This window comes from Geobacillus thermopakistaniensis (assembly GCF_000498995.1).
GTDB classification, from domain to species: domain Bacteria; phylum Bacillota; class Bacilli; order Bacillales; family Anoxybacillaceae; genus Geobacillus; species Geobacillus thermoleovorans.
The window spans coordinates 39172-52881 of the sequence record NZ_AYSF01000001.1 but is presented as its reverse complement, the minus strand read 5'-3'; the positions used below and the strand labels follow the sequence as shown (position 1 = coordinate 52881).

Here is a 13710-nt window from a genome sequence, read left to right as displayed (position 1 = left end):
CCATGCGTCAGTTAAGCGCTTGCATCGAATAGGCCGCGGCAGAAAGATGGCGCTGAGAAACCGCTCCGTTTGCAAAGCCAAGTATATATATAGATGCAACGAAGAAGTTTAACATATCCTTGACGGAAAAGCGGTTTGCCCCTTTTCGACTGTCGGAGGAAAGCCACAGGCTTCTCCGTCACGCCTTGGCGTGACGGAGGACCGAACAACCGCCTGCTTCACAGACCCATATATGGGTCTGGAAGCGGCGTTGTTCGGTCGCCCGACAGTCGATCAAATACTCGGTAAAAACTGCAAATGGTAAAGCTTCAAATTGCATCTATATAGAATCATGAAAAGGAAAATAGGCTAAAAATAAAATATATCATTATACATCATCATTGTGAGAAGAAAATGAGAAATTGTCACAAATTATTAATATTTGCCCTATGTGAATGAGGTTTTACGTGGAAACACATTGACATTGACCAGGCCGTATTGTATCCTTTACAAGGGGTAGATTGAGAAGGTTTTCATTATGTTAAAGGGTGTGTTGGCATGTCCCCAAAACAGCGCCACCCGTTTCAAGCCATGGCGTTGATGTCCGCCATCGTCTCCCAACTTGTCGGTTCGATTTTGGTCGGCGTTTTCGGCGGGAGATGGATCGATGATCGATTTGGCACCGAGCCGATCTTTTTGATCGTCGGCCTTTTGCTCGGACTGGCGGCCGGCGTGTATGCCATGTTGCGCTTGATCCGCCAATATTTCTCTGAGGAGTAATAAAATGGGAAGTCTTCAAACGGTGTTTTTGCGGCAAGTTAGGTACATATTGTATTTGCTCGCCATCTATACGCTCGGCTTTGGATTTACGCCGTATAAAACCGTTTTTCTCAGCTTGATTCTCGGCACATCGATCAGCCTCCTCATGGTTTGGAACTTAACCTGGAAAATCGAAAAATTCGGACAAGCGGTGGCGGCGCGCAAAAAAGTGCGCACATTAGGCACCTTATCGCGTTTGGCGCTTGCCGCGTTGGCTGCTGTCATTGTTCTGACGTATCCGCAATATTTCCATATCGCGCCAACCGTTTTGGGATTAATGACATCCTACATTGTCATTATAATAGATTTCTTCTTTCACAAATGGAAAAACGACAAGCTGCAGGTATGAAAGCGAGGTGAGAGAGGATGGAGCATAAAGCGCCGCTTGTCGAATTTTTAGGCCTTACGTTTAATTTATCTGATATGTTGATGATTACGATCACGAGCTTGATCGTTTTCATCATTGCTGTTGCGGCTACTCGCTCGCTTCAGCTGCGCCCGACGGGGATGCAAAACTTTATGGAGTGGGTCTTTGACTTTGTCAGAGGCATCATTAACAGCACGATGGATTGGCAAACGGGCGGCCGCTTTTTGACGCTGGGCGTCACGCTCATCATGTATGTGTTTGTGGCCAATATGCTTGGACTGCCGTTTTCCGTCCACGTAAACGGTGAACTTTGGTGGAAATCGCCGACCGCGGATGCGACCGTTACGTTGACGCTGGCGGTGATGGTCGTCGGCCTCACCCACTACTATGGCGTCAAAATGAAAGGGGCGTCCGACTATTTGCGCGATTACACCCGTCCAGTCGCCTGGTTGTTCCCGCTTAAAATCATCGAAGAGTTTGCCAACACGCTGACGCTCGGTTTGCGTCTTTTCGGGAACATTTACGCCGGGGAAATTTTGCTTGGCTTGCTCGCCAGCCTTGGCACGCATTACGGTGTGCTTGGCGCTGTTGGCGCAGCCATCCCGATGATGGTGTGGCAAGCGTTCAGTATTTTTGTCGGAACGATTCAGGCGTTCATTTTTACGATGTTAACAATGGTTTATATGGCTCATAAGGTCAGTCATGACCATTGAGCATTCCTTTTCATTAGAGCAAGACTTGAATGAAACATTACTTTAAACATTGCGAAGGAGGATCTATCAACATGAGTTTGGGTGTACTTGCAGCTGCGATTGCGGTAGGTTTGGGGGCGTTAGGCGCCGGCATCGGCAACGGGTTGATCGTCAGCCGTACCATCGAAGGGATTGCTCGTCAACCAGAATTGCGTCCGGTTTTGCAAACGACGATGTTCATCGGGGTCGCGTTGGTTGAGGCGCTTCCGATCATCGGTGTCGTCTTCTCGTTCATTTACTTAGGTCGATAAGAAATCGATATGGAAAGTGATGGCGAAGTTCGTGTCAACGACCACCTTCGCCATTCCTTTATGTGCGGTTTTGCGAGATCGCGTCGGTGCGATAGCTGTCGAAAGGAGTGAAACGCGGTGTTGTGGAAGGCAAACGTATGGGTGCTCGGCGAAGCGGCGCATGGCATCAGCGGCGGCACGATTATTTACCAATTGCTGATGTTCATCATTTTGCTGGCCTTGTTGCGCAAATTCGCTTGGCAGCCGTTAATGAATATCATGAAACAACGTGAAGAACATATCGCGAACGAAATCGACCAGGCGGAAAAACGCCGTCAAGAAGCAGAAAAACTTCTTGAAGAACAGCGCGAACTGATGAAGCAGTCGCGCCAAGAAGCGCAAGCGCTCATTGAAAACGCGCGCAAGCTGGCTGAAGAGCAGAAAGAACAAATTGTCGCCTCGGCCCGTGCGGAAGCGGAACGGGTGAAAGAAGCGGCGAAAAAAGAAATCGAGCGTGAAAAAGAACAGGCGATGGCCGCGCTCCGCGAACAAGTGGCCTCGTTGTCTGTCTTGATCGCCTCAAAAGTGATTGAAAAAGAGCTGACCGAGCAAGATCAACGCAAGCTGATCGAAGCGTACATCAAAGACGTTCAAGAGGCAGGAGGAGCGCGATGAACCAAGAAGTGATCGCCAAACGGTACGCGTCCGCTTTGTTCCAAATCGCGCTCGAACAAGGACAGCTTGATCGAATCGAAGAAGATGTTCGCGCCGTGCGCCAGGCGTTGGCGGAAAACGGCGAGTTTTTATCGCTTCTTTCGTATCCGAAACTTTCCTTGGATCAGAAAAAAGCGCTCATCCGCGAAGCGTTCGCCGGTGTGTCCACCCCGGTGCAAAACACGCTTCTCCTTCTTCTGGAGCGCCATCGCTTCGGCCTTGTGCCCGAGCTGGCGGAACAGTTTCTCGCCCTAGTCGACGATGCGCGTGGCATCGCCAAGGCGGTCGCCTATTCGGCGCGGCCGTTGACGGACGAAGAACTGCGGGCGCTTTCCGACGTCTTTGCCCAAAAAGTCGGCAAACAGACGCTTGAGATTGAAAATATCATTGATCCGGAACTCATCGGCGGCGTGAAGCTGCGCATCGGCAACCGCATTTACGACGGCAGCGTCAGCGGGCAGCTTGAACGGATTCGGCGGCAGCTGATCGGCTAACATTTGAAGACAGGGGTGAAAGGCATGAGCATTCGAGCGGAAGAAATCAGCGCGCTCATTAAGCAGCAGATTGAAAACTATGAATCGCAAATCCAAGTGAGCGACGTCGGCACCGTCATCCAAGTCGGCGACGGGATCGCGCGCGCTCATGGGCTCGATAACGTCATGTCCGGCGAGCTCGTCGAGTTTGCCAACGGCGTGATGGGCATGGCGTTGAACTTGGAAGAAAACAACGTCGGTATCGTTATTTTAGGACCGTACACCGGCATTAAAGAAGGGGACGAAGTGCGCCGTACGGGCCGGATCATGGAAGTGCCCGTTGGGGAAGCGCTCATCGGCCGCGTCGTCAACCCACTCGGTCAGCCTGTTGACGGATTAGGGCCGGTGGAAACGACGGAAACGCGCCCGATCGAGAGCCCGGCGCCGGGCGTTATGGACCGGAGATCGGTGCATGAGCCGCTGCAAACCGGGATTAAAGCGATCGACGCGCTCGTGCCGATCGGCCGCGGCCAGCGCGAACTCATCATCGGCGACCGGCAAACGGGGAAAACGTCCGTCGCCATTGACACGATCATCAACCAAAAAGACCAAAACATGATTTGTATTTATGTCGCCATCGGGCAAAAAGAATCGACGGTCCGCACCGTTGTCGAAACGCTCCGCAAACACGGCGCGCTCGACTATACGATCGTCGTCACCGCTTCGGCGTCGCAGCCGGCTCCGCTTTTGTTCTTGGCGCCGTATGCCGGTGTGGCGATGGGCGAGTATTTCATGTATAAAGGCCAACACGTGTTAGTGGTCTATGACGATTTATCGAAACAAGCCGCGGCATACCGTGAATTGTCGCTCTTGCTTCGCCGTCCGCCGGGCCGTGAAGCGTATCCGGGGGATATTTTCTACTTGCACTCCCGCCTGCTTGAGCGCGCAGCGAAATTGAGCGATGCCAAAGGCGGCGGTTCCTTGACCGCGCTTCCGTTCGTCGAAACGCAAGCGGGCGATATTTCCGCGTACATTCCGACGAATGTCATCTCGATTACGGACGGGCAAATTTTCTTGCAATCGGACTTGTTCTTCTCCGGCGTCCGCCCAGCGATCAACGCAGGGTTGTCCGTTTCGCGCGTCGGTGGGGCAGCGCAAATCAAAGCGATGAAAAAAGTAGCCGGGACGCTCCGTTTGGACTTGGCCGCTTACCGTGAGCTGGAGGCGTTCGCCCAATTCGGCTCCGACCTCGACAAGGCGACGCAAGCGAAGCTCGCCCGCGGGGCGCGCACGGTCGAAGTGCTGAAGCAAGATTTGCATCAGCCGATTCCGGTCGAAAAACAAGTGTTGATCATCTATGCATTGACGCGCGGCTTTTTGGACGACATTCCGGTTGAAGATGTGCGCCGTTTCGAGAAAGAGTTTTACTTGTGGCTCGACCAAAACGGCCAACACTTGCTTGAGCACATCCGCACGACGAAAGATCTTCCGAACGAAGACGATCTCAATAAAGCGATCGAAGCGTTCAAGAAAACGTTTGTCGTTTCACAATAAGGCCGGCGGGGGCATATCGCCCCCTCACGCCTGTTAGAACCCGTGCAGCAAAAAGGTGGTGAAACCTTTGGCATCGTTACGCGATATTAAAACGCGCATCAATGCGACGAAGAAGACAAGCCAAATTACAAAAGCGATGGAAATGGTCTCGACGTCGAAGCTGAACCGAGCGGAGCAAAACGCGAAATCGTTCGTTCCATATATGGAGAAAATTCAAGAAGTCGTGGCCAATGTGGCGCTTGGCGCCGGCGGCGCTTCGCATCCGATGCTCGTTTCGCGCCCGGTGAAAAAGACCGGGTATCTCGTGATCACGTCGGATCGCGGTCTGGCTGGCGCGTACAACAGCAACGTGCTGCGCCTCGTGTACCAAACGATCCAAAAACGCCATGCTTCTCCGGACGAATATGCGATCATCGTCATCGGCCGCGTCGGGTTGAGCTTTTTCCGCAAGCGGAACATGCCGGTCATTCTCGACATCACCCGCTTGCCGGACCAGCCGTCGTTTGCCGATATTAAAGAAATCGCCCGCAAAACGGTTGGGTTATTCGCCGACGGTACGTTTGACGAGCTGTATATGTATTACAACCATTACGTGAGCGCGATCCAGCAAGAGGTGACGGAACGGAAGCTTCTGCCGCTCACTGACTTGGCGGAGAATAAGCAGCGCACGGTGTACGAATTTGAACCGTCGCAAGAAGAAATTTTGGACGTCTTATTGCCGCAGTATGCGGAAAGCCTCATTTACGGCGCATTGCTCGATGCAAAAGCAAGCGAACACGCCGCCCGCATGACGGCGATGAAGAACGCAACGGACAATGCGAACGAGCTCATTCGCACATTGACGCTTTCCTACAACCGCGCTCGGCAAGCGGCGATTACGCAAGAAATTACGGAAATTGTCGCCGGAGCAAACGCCTTGCAATAGGGGACTAGCAAGTTAGGAGGGAAAACGATGACAAGAGGACGCGTTATCCAAGTCATGGGTCCGGTTGTAGACGTCAAGTTTGAGAACGGCCACTTGCCGGCGATCTACAACGCCCTGAAAATTCAACATAAAGCGCGCAACGAAAACGAAGTCGACATCGACTTGACATTGGAAGTCGCCTTGCACCTTGGCGATGATACAGTACGGACGATCGCGATGGCGTCCACAGACGGCCTCATCCGCGGCATGGAAGTCATCGATACCGGTGCACCGATTTCGGTGCCGGTCGGCGAAGTCACGCTTGGCCGCGTGTTCAACGTCTTGGGCGAGCCGATCGACTTGGAAGGCGACATTCCGGCTGACGCCCGCCGCGACCCGATTCACCGTCCGGCGCCAAAATTCGAGGAATTGGCGACGGAAGTCGAAATTTTGGAAACGGGGATTAAAGTCGTTGACTTGCTTGCCCCGTATATTAAAGGCGGAAAAATCGGTTTGTTCGGCGGCGCTGGCGTAGGAAAAACGGTCTTGATTCAAGAGCTGATCCACAACATCGCCCAAGAGCACGGCGGGATTTCCGTCTTTGCTGGCGTCGGCGAACGGACGCGCGAAGGAAACGACTTGTACCATGAGATGAAAGATTCCGGCGTCATCAGCAAAACGGCCATGGTGTTCGGACAAATGAATGAGCCGCCGGGGGCGCGGATGCGCGTCGCCTTGACCGGCTTGACGATGGCCGAATACTTCCGTGATGAACAAGGCCAAGACGTGTTGCTCTTTATCGATAACATCTTCCGTTTCACGCAGGCCGGTTCGGAAGTGTCGGCGCTGTTAGGCCGCATGCCGTCGGCCGTTGGTTACCAACCGACATTGGCGACGGAGATGGGTCAATTGCAAGAGCGGATCACGTCGACGGCGAAAGGATCGATCACCTCGATTCAAGCGATTTACGTCCCGGCCGACGACTATACGGACCCGGCTCCGGCCACGACGTTCTCGCACTTGGATGCGACGACGAACCTGGAGCGGAAGCTCGCGGAGATGGGGATTTATCCGGCCGTTGACCCGCTCGCTTCGACATCGCGTGCGTTGGCGCCGGAAATCGTCGGCGAGGAGCACTACCAAGTCGCCCGCAAAGTGCAGCAAACGCTGCAACGTTATAAAGAATTGCAAGACATCATCGCCATCTTGGGGATGGATGAACTGTCGGATGAAGACAAACTCGTCGTTCATCGCGCCCGCCGCATCCAGTTCTTCTTGTCGCAAAACTTCCACGTGGCGGAGCAGTTCACGGGCCAACCGGGCTCCTACGTGCCGGTGAAAGAAACAGTGCGCGGCTTTAAAGAAATTTTGGAAGGCAAATACGACCATCTTCCGGAAGATGCGTTCCGCTTAGTCGGCCGCATTGAAGAAGTCGTTGAAAAAGCGAAAGCGATGGGTGTCGAAGTGTGACCCGGGATAGGGGGATTGGACAATGAAAACGATCCACGTGAGCGTCGTTACTCCTGATGGCCCGGTGTACGAAGACGATGTTGAGATGGTCAGCGTCAAAGCGAAAAGCGGCGAGCTCGGCATTTTGCCGGGGCACATTCCGCTTGTCGCCCCGCTCGAGATCAGCGCGGCCCGGCTGAAAAAAGGCGGCAAAACGCAATACATTGCCGTCAGCGGCGGCTTTTTGGAAGTCCGCCCGGACAAAGTGACGATTTTGGCTCAAGCTGCTGAACGGGCGGAGGACATTGACGTCCTCCGCGCCAAAGCGGCGAAAGAGCGGGCGGAGCGCCGCCTGCAAAGCCAGCAGGATGACATCGACTTCAAACGGGCCGAACTGGCGTTAAAACGCGCCATGAACCGTTTGAGTGTTGCGGAAATGAAGTAAAAAGCAGGGGAAAACTCCCCTGCTTTTTTTGATGAAAACAGAAGAATCGTCCGTCAAGGAGAGAGGCAAACGCTCTCTCTTTTTTCGTTCCTCGCATTCCGTCGCTTCAACAAAGATGAAGCGCTTACATGAATGGATACAGTGTTGACAGTGTTAACTTGAAGTTTTGCTGACACGGCTGGATATAAATGTTATAATGAAATCGAAGGAATTATTGAAAAATTTCATCATTAACACCATACGTATGTAGTAAACCGGAAGGGGGCGAGCTGGTTGAGCAACATCTATGCAAACAGTTATTTGATCATCTTCGTCTTCCTTTGCCTCGGTGTGTTGCTGCCGATCGGGGCGCTCACGGCCGGGCGGTGGCTGCGGCCGCACGTGCCGAGTGATGCAAAGGCGACAACGTATGAAAGCGGTAACAATCCCTTTCACGACTCGCGCGTTCAGTTCCAAGTTCGGTACTACCTATTTGCCTTGCTGTTTGTCATTTTCGATATCGAGACGGTGTTTTTGTACCCGTGGGCTGTTGTCTATGACCAACTCGGTTTGTTCGCGTTGGTGGAAATGATCATTTTCATCGTTTTGCTTGCCATTGGCCTTATCTATGCTTGGAAAAAGAAGGTGTTACGATGGATGTGAAATGGGAGGGTTTTTCTGGCGTCGAAATGGAAGAAGTGAAGCGAAACGTCTTTTTGACGACGTTGGAACAGTTGAAAGGATGGGCCCGAAGCAGTTCGCTTTGGCCGTTGACGTTCGGCCTTGCCTGTTGCGCTATCGAGATGATGGCGGTCGGCGGCGCCCATTACGACCTCGACCGGTTCGGTTCGTTTTTCCGCGCCTCGCCGCGGCAGGCGGACGTCATGATTGTCTCGGGCACGGTGACGAAAAAAATGGCGCCGCTCTTGCGCCGGTTGTATGACCAAATGCCCGAACCGAAATGGGTCATCGCCATGGGTTCGTGTGCGACAGCCGGCGGCCCGTACGTCAAATCGTACAGCGTCGTCAAAGGCGTCGACCAAATTGTCCCGGTGGACGTGTACATACCAGGCTGTCCGCCGAACCCGGCAGCGCTCATCTACGGTATTCATAAATTAAAAGAAAAAATCCGACTGGAAGCCAAAACGGGGAAGAAGGTGCTGTAACCGATGGATGAAGAAAAAGATTTGGCCCAGCGAAAAAAAGAAGCCGCTGAGCGGGCAAAACAGCTGGCGCGCGAACGGCTCGCGGCTAGGCAGGCAGATGAACAGGCCAAGTCAGCCGCCGAAACGGGCAGTTTGAAAACGCCCCCGAATTCGAATGGCAGCCAGCTCGAAACAACGAAGGGAGAGGCAACGGAACCGGCATCGGCCGACGATCTTGCATTGGCGAAAAAACGAGCAGCCGAGGAAGCGCGGGCGAGGGCCGCCGAACTGCGAAGACAGCGGGAAGCAGCCGCGACAGGCGGCGCGACCGAAGGCGACCTCGAGGCGGCGAAGAGAAAGGCGGCGGAGGAAGCGCGGGCGAGGGCGGCGGAGCTGCGGAGACAGCGCGAGGCCGCTGCGTCTGGTGCGGCGACCGAAGGCGACCTCGAGGCGGCGAAGAGAAAGGCGGCAGAGGAAGCGCGGGCGAGGGCGGCGGAACTGCGGAGACAGCGCGAGGCGGCGGAAAGCGGTGCGGAGGATGATCTTGAGTTGGCGAAGAAAAAGGCAGCTGCGGCCGCGAAGGCGAGAGCTGCTGCATTAGCCAAACAAAAAGCCGCTGAAGCGTCGGGCGACGATGACGAGCTAGCCAAGCAAAAAGCGGCCGCCGCGGCGAAAGCGAAAGCTGCGGCCGCGGCAAAAGCGCGGGCGGCGGCCTTGGCGAAGCAACAAGGCGGCGCTGGCGATGAGGGGGCGAAACAAAAAGCGGCAGCGGCCGCCCGGACAAAGGCCGAAGAAACTGACGGAGGAACCGGACGGTATGCCGCTCCGTCGCCGAACGATCCGCTGCTTGAGAAATATGTCCGCATCATTCATGAGCATCTCGGTTCGGACGTGTTCGAGGATGCATACATCAACCGGCTGGCGAAAGATGTGCCGACGCTTGTCGTGAAAAAAGAGGCGTACTACAAAGTCGCCGAGTTGTTGAAAGGCCATGAACAGCTTCGGTTTGATTATTTATCCGAGCTGCACGGCACCGATTTTCAAACGCATATGGAAGTGTACGTCCATTTGTATTCCTATCCAAACCGGCAGCCGGTGGCGCTGAAAGTCAAAATCGAGCGCGACAACCCGGAAGTCGATTCGCTCGTTCCGCTTTGGCCGGGGGCGAACTGGCCGGAGTGCGAAGCGTACGATTTGCTTGGCATCCGTTTCCGCGGCCACCCGAACTTAATCCGCATCTTCCTCGGCGAACAATGGGTCGGGCATCCGTTGCGCAAAGATTACGAGCCGTATGATGCGGAGGTGTAGATGATGCTGCGCACAGAAGAAATGATTTTAAACGTCGGCCCTCAACACCCGAGCACGCACGGGGTGTTCCGCCTCATTTTAAAAATTGACGGCGAGATCATTCAAGAAGCGACACCGGTCATCGGCTATTTGCATCGCGGAACGGAGAAAATTGCCGAAGGGCTGCAATATACGCAAATCATCCCGTACACCGACCGGATGGACTATTTATCAGCGATGACGAACAACTATGTGCTTTGCCATGCGGTCGAAACGATGATGGGCATTGAAGTGCCGGAGCGGGCCGAATATTTGCGCGTTCTCGCCATGGAGCTTGGGCGGATCGCCAGCCACCTTGTCTGGTGGGGGACGTACTTGCTTGACCTTGGCGCGACGAGCCCGTTTTTGTACGCGTTCCGCGAACGCGAAATGATTATTAATCTATTAAATGAGCTGTCTGGAGCGCGGTTGACGTTCAACTATATGCGCATCGGCGGGGTCAAATGGGATGCGCCGGACGGTTGGATTGACAAAGTGAAGCAGTTCGTTCCGTACATGCGGGAGAAACTTCACGGCTATCATGAGCTTGTCACCGGCAATGAAATTTTCCGCCAGCGCGTCACCGGCGTCGGGCGGTATACGAAAGAAGAGGCGATCAGCTATTCGCTGAGCGGCGTCAACTTGCGGTCGACCGGCGTCAAATGGGATTTGCGCAAAGATGAACCGTATTCGATCTATGACCGCTTTGATTTTGACGTGCCGGTGCGCGAGGGCGGCGATTGCCTCGCCCGCTATGAATGCCGGATGGCGGAAATCGAACAGTCGCTCCGCATCATCGAGCAGGCGTGCGAGCAATTTCCGCCTGAGGGGCCGATCATGGGAAAAGTGCCCCGCATCATTAAAGCGCCGCCGGGTGAGACATTTGTCCGCATCGAAGCGCCGCGCGGCGAGATCGGCTGCTATATTGCGAGCGACGGCAAAAAAGAGCCGTACCGCCTCAAATTCCGGCGCCCATCGTTTTACAACTTGCAAATACTCCCGAAGCTGCTCAAAGGGGAAAACTTGGCCAATGTCATCGCCATTCTTGGGTCGATTGACATTGTGCTTGGGGAGGTCGACGGATGATGGAACAATGGCTTGAATCCACGCCTGGCTGGTCGAACATCGCCCTGTTTTTCGGGCTTGGGGCGCTGCTTTTGGCGGTTGTGCTCGCCTTTGTCACATACGGCATTTTGGCCGAACGGAAAGTGATGGGGTTTATGCAAGGGCGCATCGGCCCGAACCAAGTCGGCGGCCGCTTCGGACTGCTGCAAACCGTTGCCGATGTGTTGAAGCTGCTTTTGAAAGAGGATACGATCCCGAAAGCGGCCGACCGTCCGCTCTACGTGCTGGCGCCGATCATCGCCTTTGTGCCGTCGTTTATGGTGTTGGCGGTATTGCCGTTTACCGATGCGTTCCGGTTCGCCGATATTGGCGTCGGCCTTCTGTATTATATCGCTGTCTCCGGCTTGACGACCGTCGGCGTTGTCGCCGGCGGCTGGGCGTCAAACAACAAATACGCTCTGCTTGGCGGCATGCGGGCAGCCGCGCAAATGATTTCCTATGAGATTCCGCTCGTCATGTCAGCGCTTGGCGTCGTGCTTTTGGCTGGAAGCATGAATTTAGTCGACATCGTTGCGGCGCAAAAAGACGTCTGGTTCATTTTCGCCCAGCCGTTGGCGTTTTTGATTTTCCTCATTGCCGCGGTGGCCGAGTTGAACCGGACGCCGTTTGACTTGCCGGAGGCGGAGTCCGAGTTGGTCGCCGGCTTTCATGTCGAATATTCCGGATTCCGTTGGGCGTTCTTTATGCTCGCCGAGTATGTGTATTTGTTCGCCATGGCGGCGCTTGTGACGATTTTGTTTCTCGGCGGCTGGCATCCGGTCGCCTTTCTCGGCTGGATTCCTGGCGCGGTCTGGTTTGCGCTGAAGTTTTGTGCGGTTGTTTTCGTCCTCATTTGGTTTCGCGCCACATTTCCGCGCGTGCGCGCCGACCAGCTGATGGAGTTCGCCTGGAAAGTGCTGCTTCCGCTTTCGCTCGTCAACATTGTGCTGACGGCGGTCGTTAAAGCGTGGTTTTTCTAAAAAAGCCGGTGATTTAGTGAAAAGTCGCGAAAAACGGACTTTTCTCAAATTGAGAAGTCCTGTAAAATCAACGTCTCTCTTTCAACCAAAAGCAACGGATTCGGCGAAATCGGTCGTTTTTCGCCAGTCCTCTAAAGAAACAAAGCAACTTGTCTTGCCAGGAAGGGGGCAGCCGCCCATGAGCATGGCCTCCTCCTTCGGGCAGAGGTCGTGTCGGAACGCCACTTTTCCCATGAGAGGGGTAGACGGATGATAGGGTTGATGAAAGGATTGGCGTATACGTTAAAAGAGTTGACGCGCGAAAAAGTGACGTACGATTACCCGCACGAACCGCTCCCGCTCCCGGATCGGTTTCGGGGCATCCAGAAATTTTATCCCGAAAAATGCATCGTGTGCAACCAGTGTGTCAACATTTGCCCGACCGAATGCATCCAGCTGACCGGGAAAAAACATCCCGATCCGACGAAAAAAGGGAAAGTGATTGAGACGTACAACATCAACTTTGAAATTTGCATTTTATGTGATTTGTGCACGGAAGTATGCCCAACGGAAGCGATTGTCATGACGAACAACTTTGAGCTCGCGGAATACAGCCGCGACGCTCTGTATAAAGATTTGGCCTGGCTTGATGAAAACGATACGAACATAAGAAGGGAGAATAAGCCGTGAGCGGAACGGACATCGCCTTTTTCTTGCTCGCCCTCACGGCGATTGCCGGGGGAGTGACGATGCTCCAGCTGACGAACGTCGTCCATATGGTCATCGCCCTCGTCATGACATTTTTGGGCATTGCCGGGCTGTACGTGCTGTTGTCCGCCGAATTTGTCGCTGTTGTGCAAGTGCTCATCTATTCCGGAGCCATCACGATCATCATGCTGTTTGCGATCATGCTGACGCGCCATCACACAGACGAAAGGGAGCGCCAAACCACCGGCGGCGTCTGGCATAAAGCGGTTGCCGCCCTCTCCGTCATCGCCTTCGGCCTTGCCGTCTACTTCGGCATCCGCCAGCTCGACTTCGGCGCTGACGGCAGCGCGCTGGCGGGCGACAACGCTAAGGCGATCGGCAAGTTGCTTTACTCGTATTATACGATTCCGTTTGAAATCGTGTCTGTCATTTTGCTTGTCGCCTTAATTGGCGCGATCGTGTTGGCGAAAAAAGACGGCAAGGGGGCGGAAGACGAATGACATTATCGGCCTATTTAGCGTTGGCGCTGATCTTGTTTTGCATCGGGCTGTACGGGGCGCTCACGAAGAGGAATACGGTCATTGTGCTCATCTGCATTGAGCTGATGTTAAATGCGGTTAACATCAATTTCGTCGCGTTTGCCAAATACGGCGCCCATCCCAGCGTTCACGGGCATGTGTTCGCGCTGTTTGCGATCGCCGTGGCGGCGGCGGAAGCAGCCGTCGGCTTAGCTGCGCTCATCGCTTTTTACCGCAGCCGGAAGACGGTTCAAGTCGATGAAGCCAATTCGTTGAAACATTAGA

The 13710-nt window shown here is 54.2% G+C and carries 18 protein-coding genes; all 18 read left to right on the top strand.

What is annotated here, in order from left to right; all coding sequences use genetic code 11:
• Positions 1-537: 537 nt before the first annotated feature.
• The 18 genes from T260_RS137500 (at position 538) to nuoK (ending at position 13709) form a co-directional block, all read left to right on the top strand.
• Positions 538-759, top strand: a complete 222-nt coding sequence (locus T260_RS137500) for an AtpZ/AtpI family protein (RefSeq protein WP_011232833.1) — start codon at positions 538-540, stop codon at positions 757-759.
• Between the two features lie 4 nt (positions 760-763).
• Positions 764-1147 carry an ATP synthase subunit I gene (locus T260_RS137505; RefSeq protein WP_014196951.1) on the top strand — a complete coding sequence of 128 codons (384 nt, stop codon included), beginning with the start codon at positions 764-766 and terminating at the stop codon, positions 1145-1147.
• A 17-nt stretch (positions 1148-1164) separates the two neighbouring features.
• Positions 1165-1878, top strand: coding sequence for a F0F1 ATP synthase subunit A (atpB, locus tag T260_RS137510; protein WP_011232831.1), 714 nt, complete (start codon positions 1165-1167; stop codon positions 1876-1878).
• Between the two features lie 71 nt (positions 1879-1949).
• Positions 1950-2168 carry a F0F1 ATP synthase subunit C gene (gene atpE / locus T260_RS137515; RefSeq protein WP_011232830.1) on the top strand — a complete coding sequence of 73 codons (219 nt, stop codon included), beginning with the start codon at positions 1950-1952 and terminating at the stop codon, positions 2166-2168.
• 120 nt (positions 2169-2288) lie between these two features.
• On the top strand, positions 2289-2822 hold the full coding sequence (locus tag T260_RS137520; RefSeq protein WP_171660741.1) for a F0F1 ATP synthase subunit B: 534 nt from the start codon (positions 2289-2291) through the stop codon (positions 2820-2822).
• Positions 2819-3355, top strand: a complete 537-nt coding sequence (locus T260_RS137525; RefSeq protein ID WP_011232828.1) for a F0F1 ATP synthase subunit delta — start codon at positions 2819-2821, stop codon at positions 3353-3355. Before T260_RS137520 ends, T260_RS137525 begins: the two co-directional genes overlap by 4 nt.
• Positions 3356-3379: 24 nt before the next feature.
• Complete coding sequence (gene atpA, locus T260_RS137530) at positions 3380-4888, top strand: F0F1 ATP synthase subunit alpha (protein WP_011232827.1); 1509 nt, start codon at positions 3380-3382, stop codon at positions 4886-4888.
• A 67-nt stretch (positions 4889-4955) separates the two neighbouring features.
• Positions 4956-5813 (top strand): ATP synthase F1 subunit gamma, encoded by an 858-nt coding sequence (gene atpG, locus T260_RS137535; RefSeq protein ID WP_011232826.1) that lies wholly within the window; start codon positions 4956-4958, stop codon positions 5811-5813.
• Between the two features lie 27 nt (positions 5814-5840).
• Positions 5841-7262 (top strand): F0F1 ATP synthase subunit beta, encoded by a 1422-nt coding sequence (gene atpD, locus T260_RS137540; protein WP_011232825.1) that lies wholly within the window; start codon positions 5841-5843, stop codon positions 7260-7262.
• 22 nt (positions 7263-7284) lie between these two features.
• A complete protein-coding gene (locus T260_RS137545) occupies positions 7285-7686 on the top strand; it encodes a F0F1 ATP synthase subunit epsilon (protein ID WP_011232824.1) in 402 nt (133 codons plus the stop codon).
• 273 nt (positions 7687-7959) lie between these two features.
• The gene (locus T260_RS137550) at positions 7960-8328 is read left to right on the top strand and encodes an NADH-quinone oxidoreductase subunit A (RefSeq protein WP_011232823.1); all 369 of its coding nucleotides are present in this window, start codon (positions 7960-7962) and stop codon (positions 8326-8328) included.
• Positions 8319-8831, top strand: coding sequence for a NuoB/complex I 20 kDa subunit family protein (locus T260_RS137555; RefSeq protein ID WP_011232822.1), 513 nt, complete (start codon positions 8319-8321; stop codon positions 8829-8831). The genes T260_RS137550 and T260_RS137555 overlap by 10 nt, the downstream gene beginning before the upstream one ends.
• Before the next feature lie 3 nt (positions 8832-8834).
• Positions 8835-10118 (top strand): NADH-quinone oxidoreductase subunit C, encoded by a 1284-nt coding sequence (locus T260_RS137560; protein ID WP_023633287.1) that lies wholly within the window; start codon positions 8835-8837, stop codon positions 10116-10118.
• Positions 10119-10121: 3 nt separating this feature from the next.
• A complete protein-coding gene (locus tag T260_RS137565; RefSeq protein WP_014196947.1) occupies positions 10122-11222 on the top strand; it encodes an NADH-quinone oxidoreductase subunit D in 1101 nt (366 codons plus the stop codon).
• Positions 11219-12220: an NADH-quinone oxidoreductase subunit NuoH gene (gene nuoH / locus T260_RS137570; protein WP_011232819.1), complete on the top strand. Its 1002-nt coding sequence runs from the start codon at positions 11219-11221 to the stop codon at positions 12218-12220. The genes T260_RS137565 and nuoH overlap by 4 nt, the downstream gene beginning before the upstream one ends.
• 249 nt (positions 12221-12469) lie before the next feature.
• Complete coding sequence (nuoI, locus tag T260_RS137575; RefSeq protein WP_013146600.1) at positions 12470-12889, top strand: NADH-quinone oxidoreductase subunit NuoI; 420 nt, start codon at positions 12470-12472, stop codon at positions 12887-12889.
• Entirely contained in the window at positions 12886-13407 is a 522-nt protein-coding gene (locus tag T260_RS137580) for an NADH-quinone oxidoreductase subunit J (RefSeq protein ID WP_023633286.1), read from the top strand. Before nuoI ends, T260_RS137580 begins: the two co-directional genes overlap by 4 nt.
• The gene (gene nuoK, locus T260_RS137585; protein WP_011232815.1) at positions 13404-13709 is read left to right on the top strand and encodes an NADH-quinone oxidoreductase subunit NuoK; all 306 of its coding nucleotides are present in this window, start codon (positions 13404-13406) and stop codon (positions 13707-13709) included. Before T260_RS137580 ends, nuoK begins: the two co-directional genes overlap by 4 nt.
• Position 13710: the final 1 nt, after the last annotated feature.

Bases quoted from the DNA above. Each gene is read 5' to 3' on its own strand.
- T260_RS137500 (WP_011232833.1), top strand. From the start codon at position 538: ATGTCCCCAAAACAGCGCCACCCGTTTCAAGCCATGGCGTTGATGTCC.
- T260_RS137505 (WP_014196951.1), top strand. From the start codon at position 764: ATGGGAAGTCTTCAAACGGTGTTTTTGCGGCAAGTTAGGTACATATTG.
- atpB (WP_011232831.1), top strand. From the start codon at position 1,165: ATGGAGCATAAAGCGCCGCTTGTCGAATTTTTAGGCCTTACGTTTAAT.
- atpE (WP_011232830.1), top strand. From the start codon at position 1,950: ATGAGTTTGGGTGTACTTGCAGCTGCGATTGCGGTAGGTTTGGGGGCG.
- T260_RS137525 (WP_011232828.1), top strand. From the start codon at position 2,819: ATGAACCAAGAAGTGATCGCCAAACGGTACGCGTCCGCTTTGTTCCAA.
- atpA (WP_011232827.1), top strand. From the start codon at position 3,380: ATGAGCATTCGAGCGGAAGAAATCAGCGCGCTCATTAAGCAGCAGATT.
- atpD (WP_011232825.1), top strand. From the start codon at position 5,841: ATGACAAGAGGACGCGTTATCCAAGTCATGGGTCCGGTTGTAGACGTC.
- T260_RS137545 (WP_011232824.1), top strand. From the start codon at position 7,285: ATGAAAACGATCCACGTGAGCGTCGTTACTCCTGATGGCCCGGTGTAC.
- T260_RS137555 (WP_011232822.1), top strand. From the start codon at position 8,319: ATGGATGTGAAATGGGAGGGTTTTTCTGGCGTCGAAATGGAAGAAGTG.
- T260_RS137560 (WP_023633287.1), top strand. From the start codon at position 8,835: ATGGATGAAGAAAAAGATTTGGCCCAGCGAAAAAAAGAAGCCGCTGAG.
- T260_RS137565 (WP_014196947.1), top strand. From the start codon at position 10,122: ATGCTGCGCACAGAAGAAATGATTTTAAACGTCGGCCCTCAACACCCG.
- nuoH (WP_011232819.1), top strand. From the start codon at position 11,219: ATGATGGAACAATGGCTTGAATCCACGCCTGGCTGGTCGAACATCGCC.
- nuoI (WP_013146600.1), top strand. From the start codon at position 12,470: ATGATAGGGTTGATGAAAGGATTGGCGTATACGTTAAAAGAGTTGACG.
- nuoK (WP_011232815.1), top strand. From the start codon at position 13,404: ATGACATTATCGGCCTATTTAGCGTTGGCGCTGATCTTGTTTTGCATC.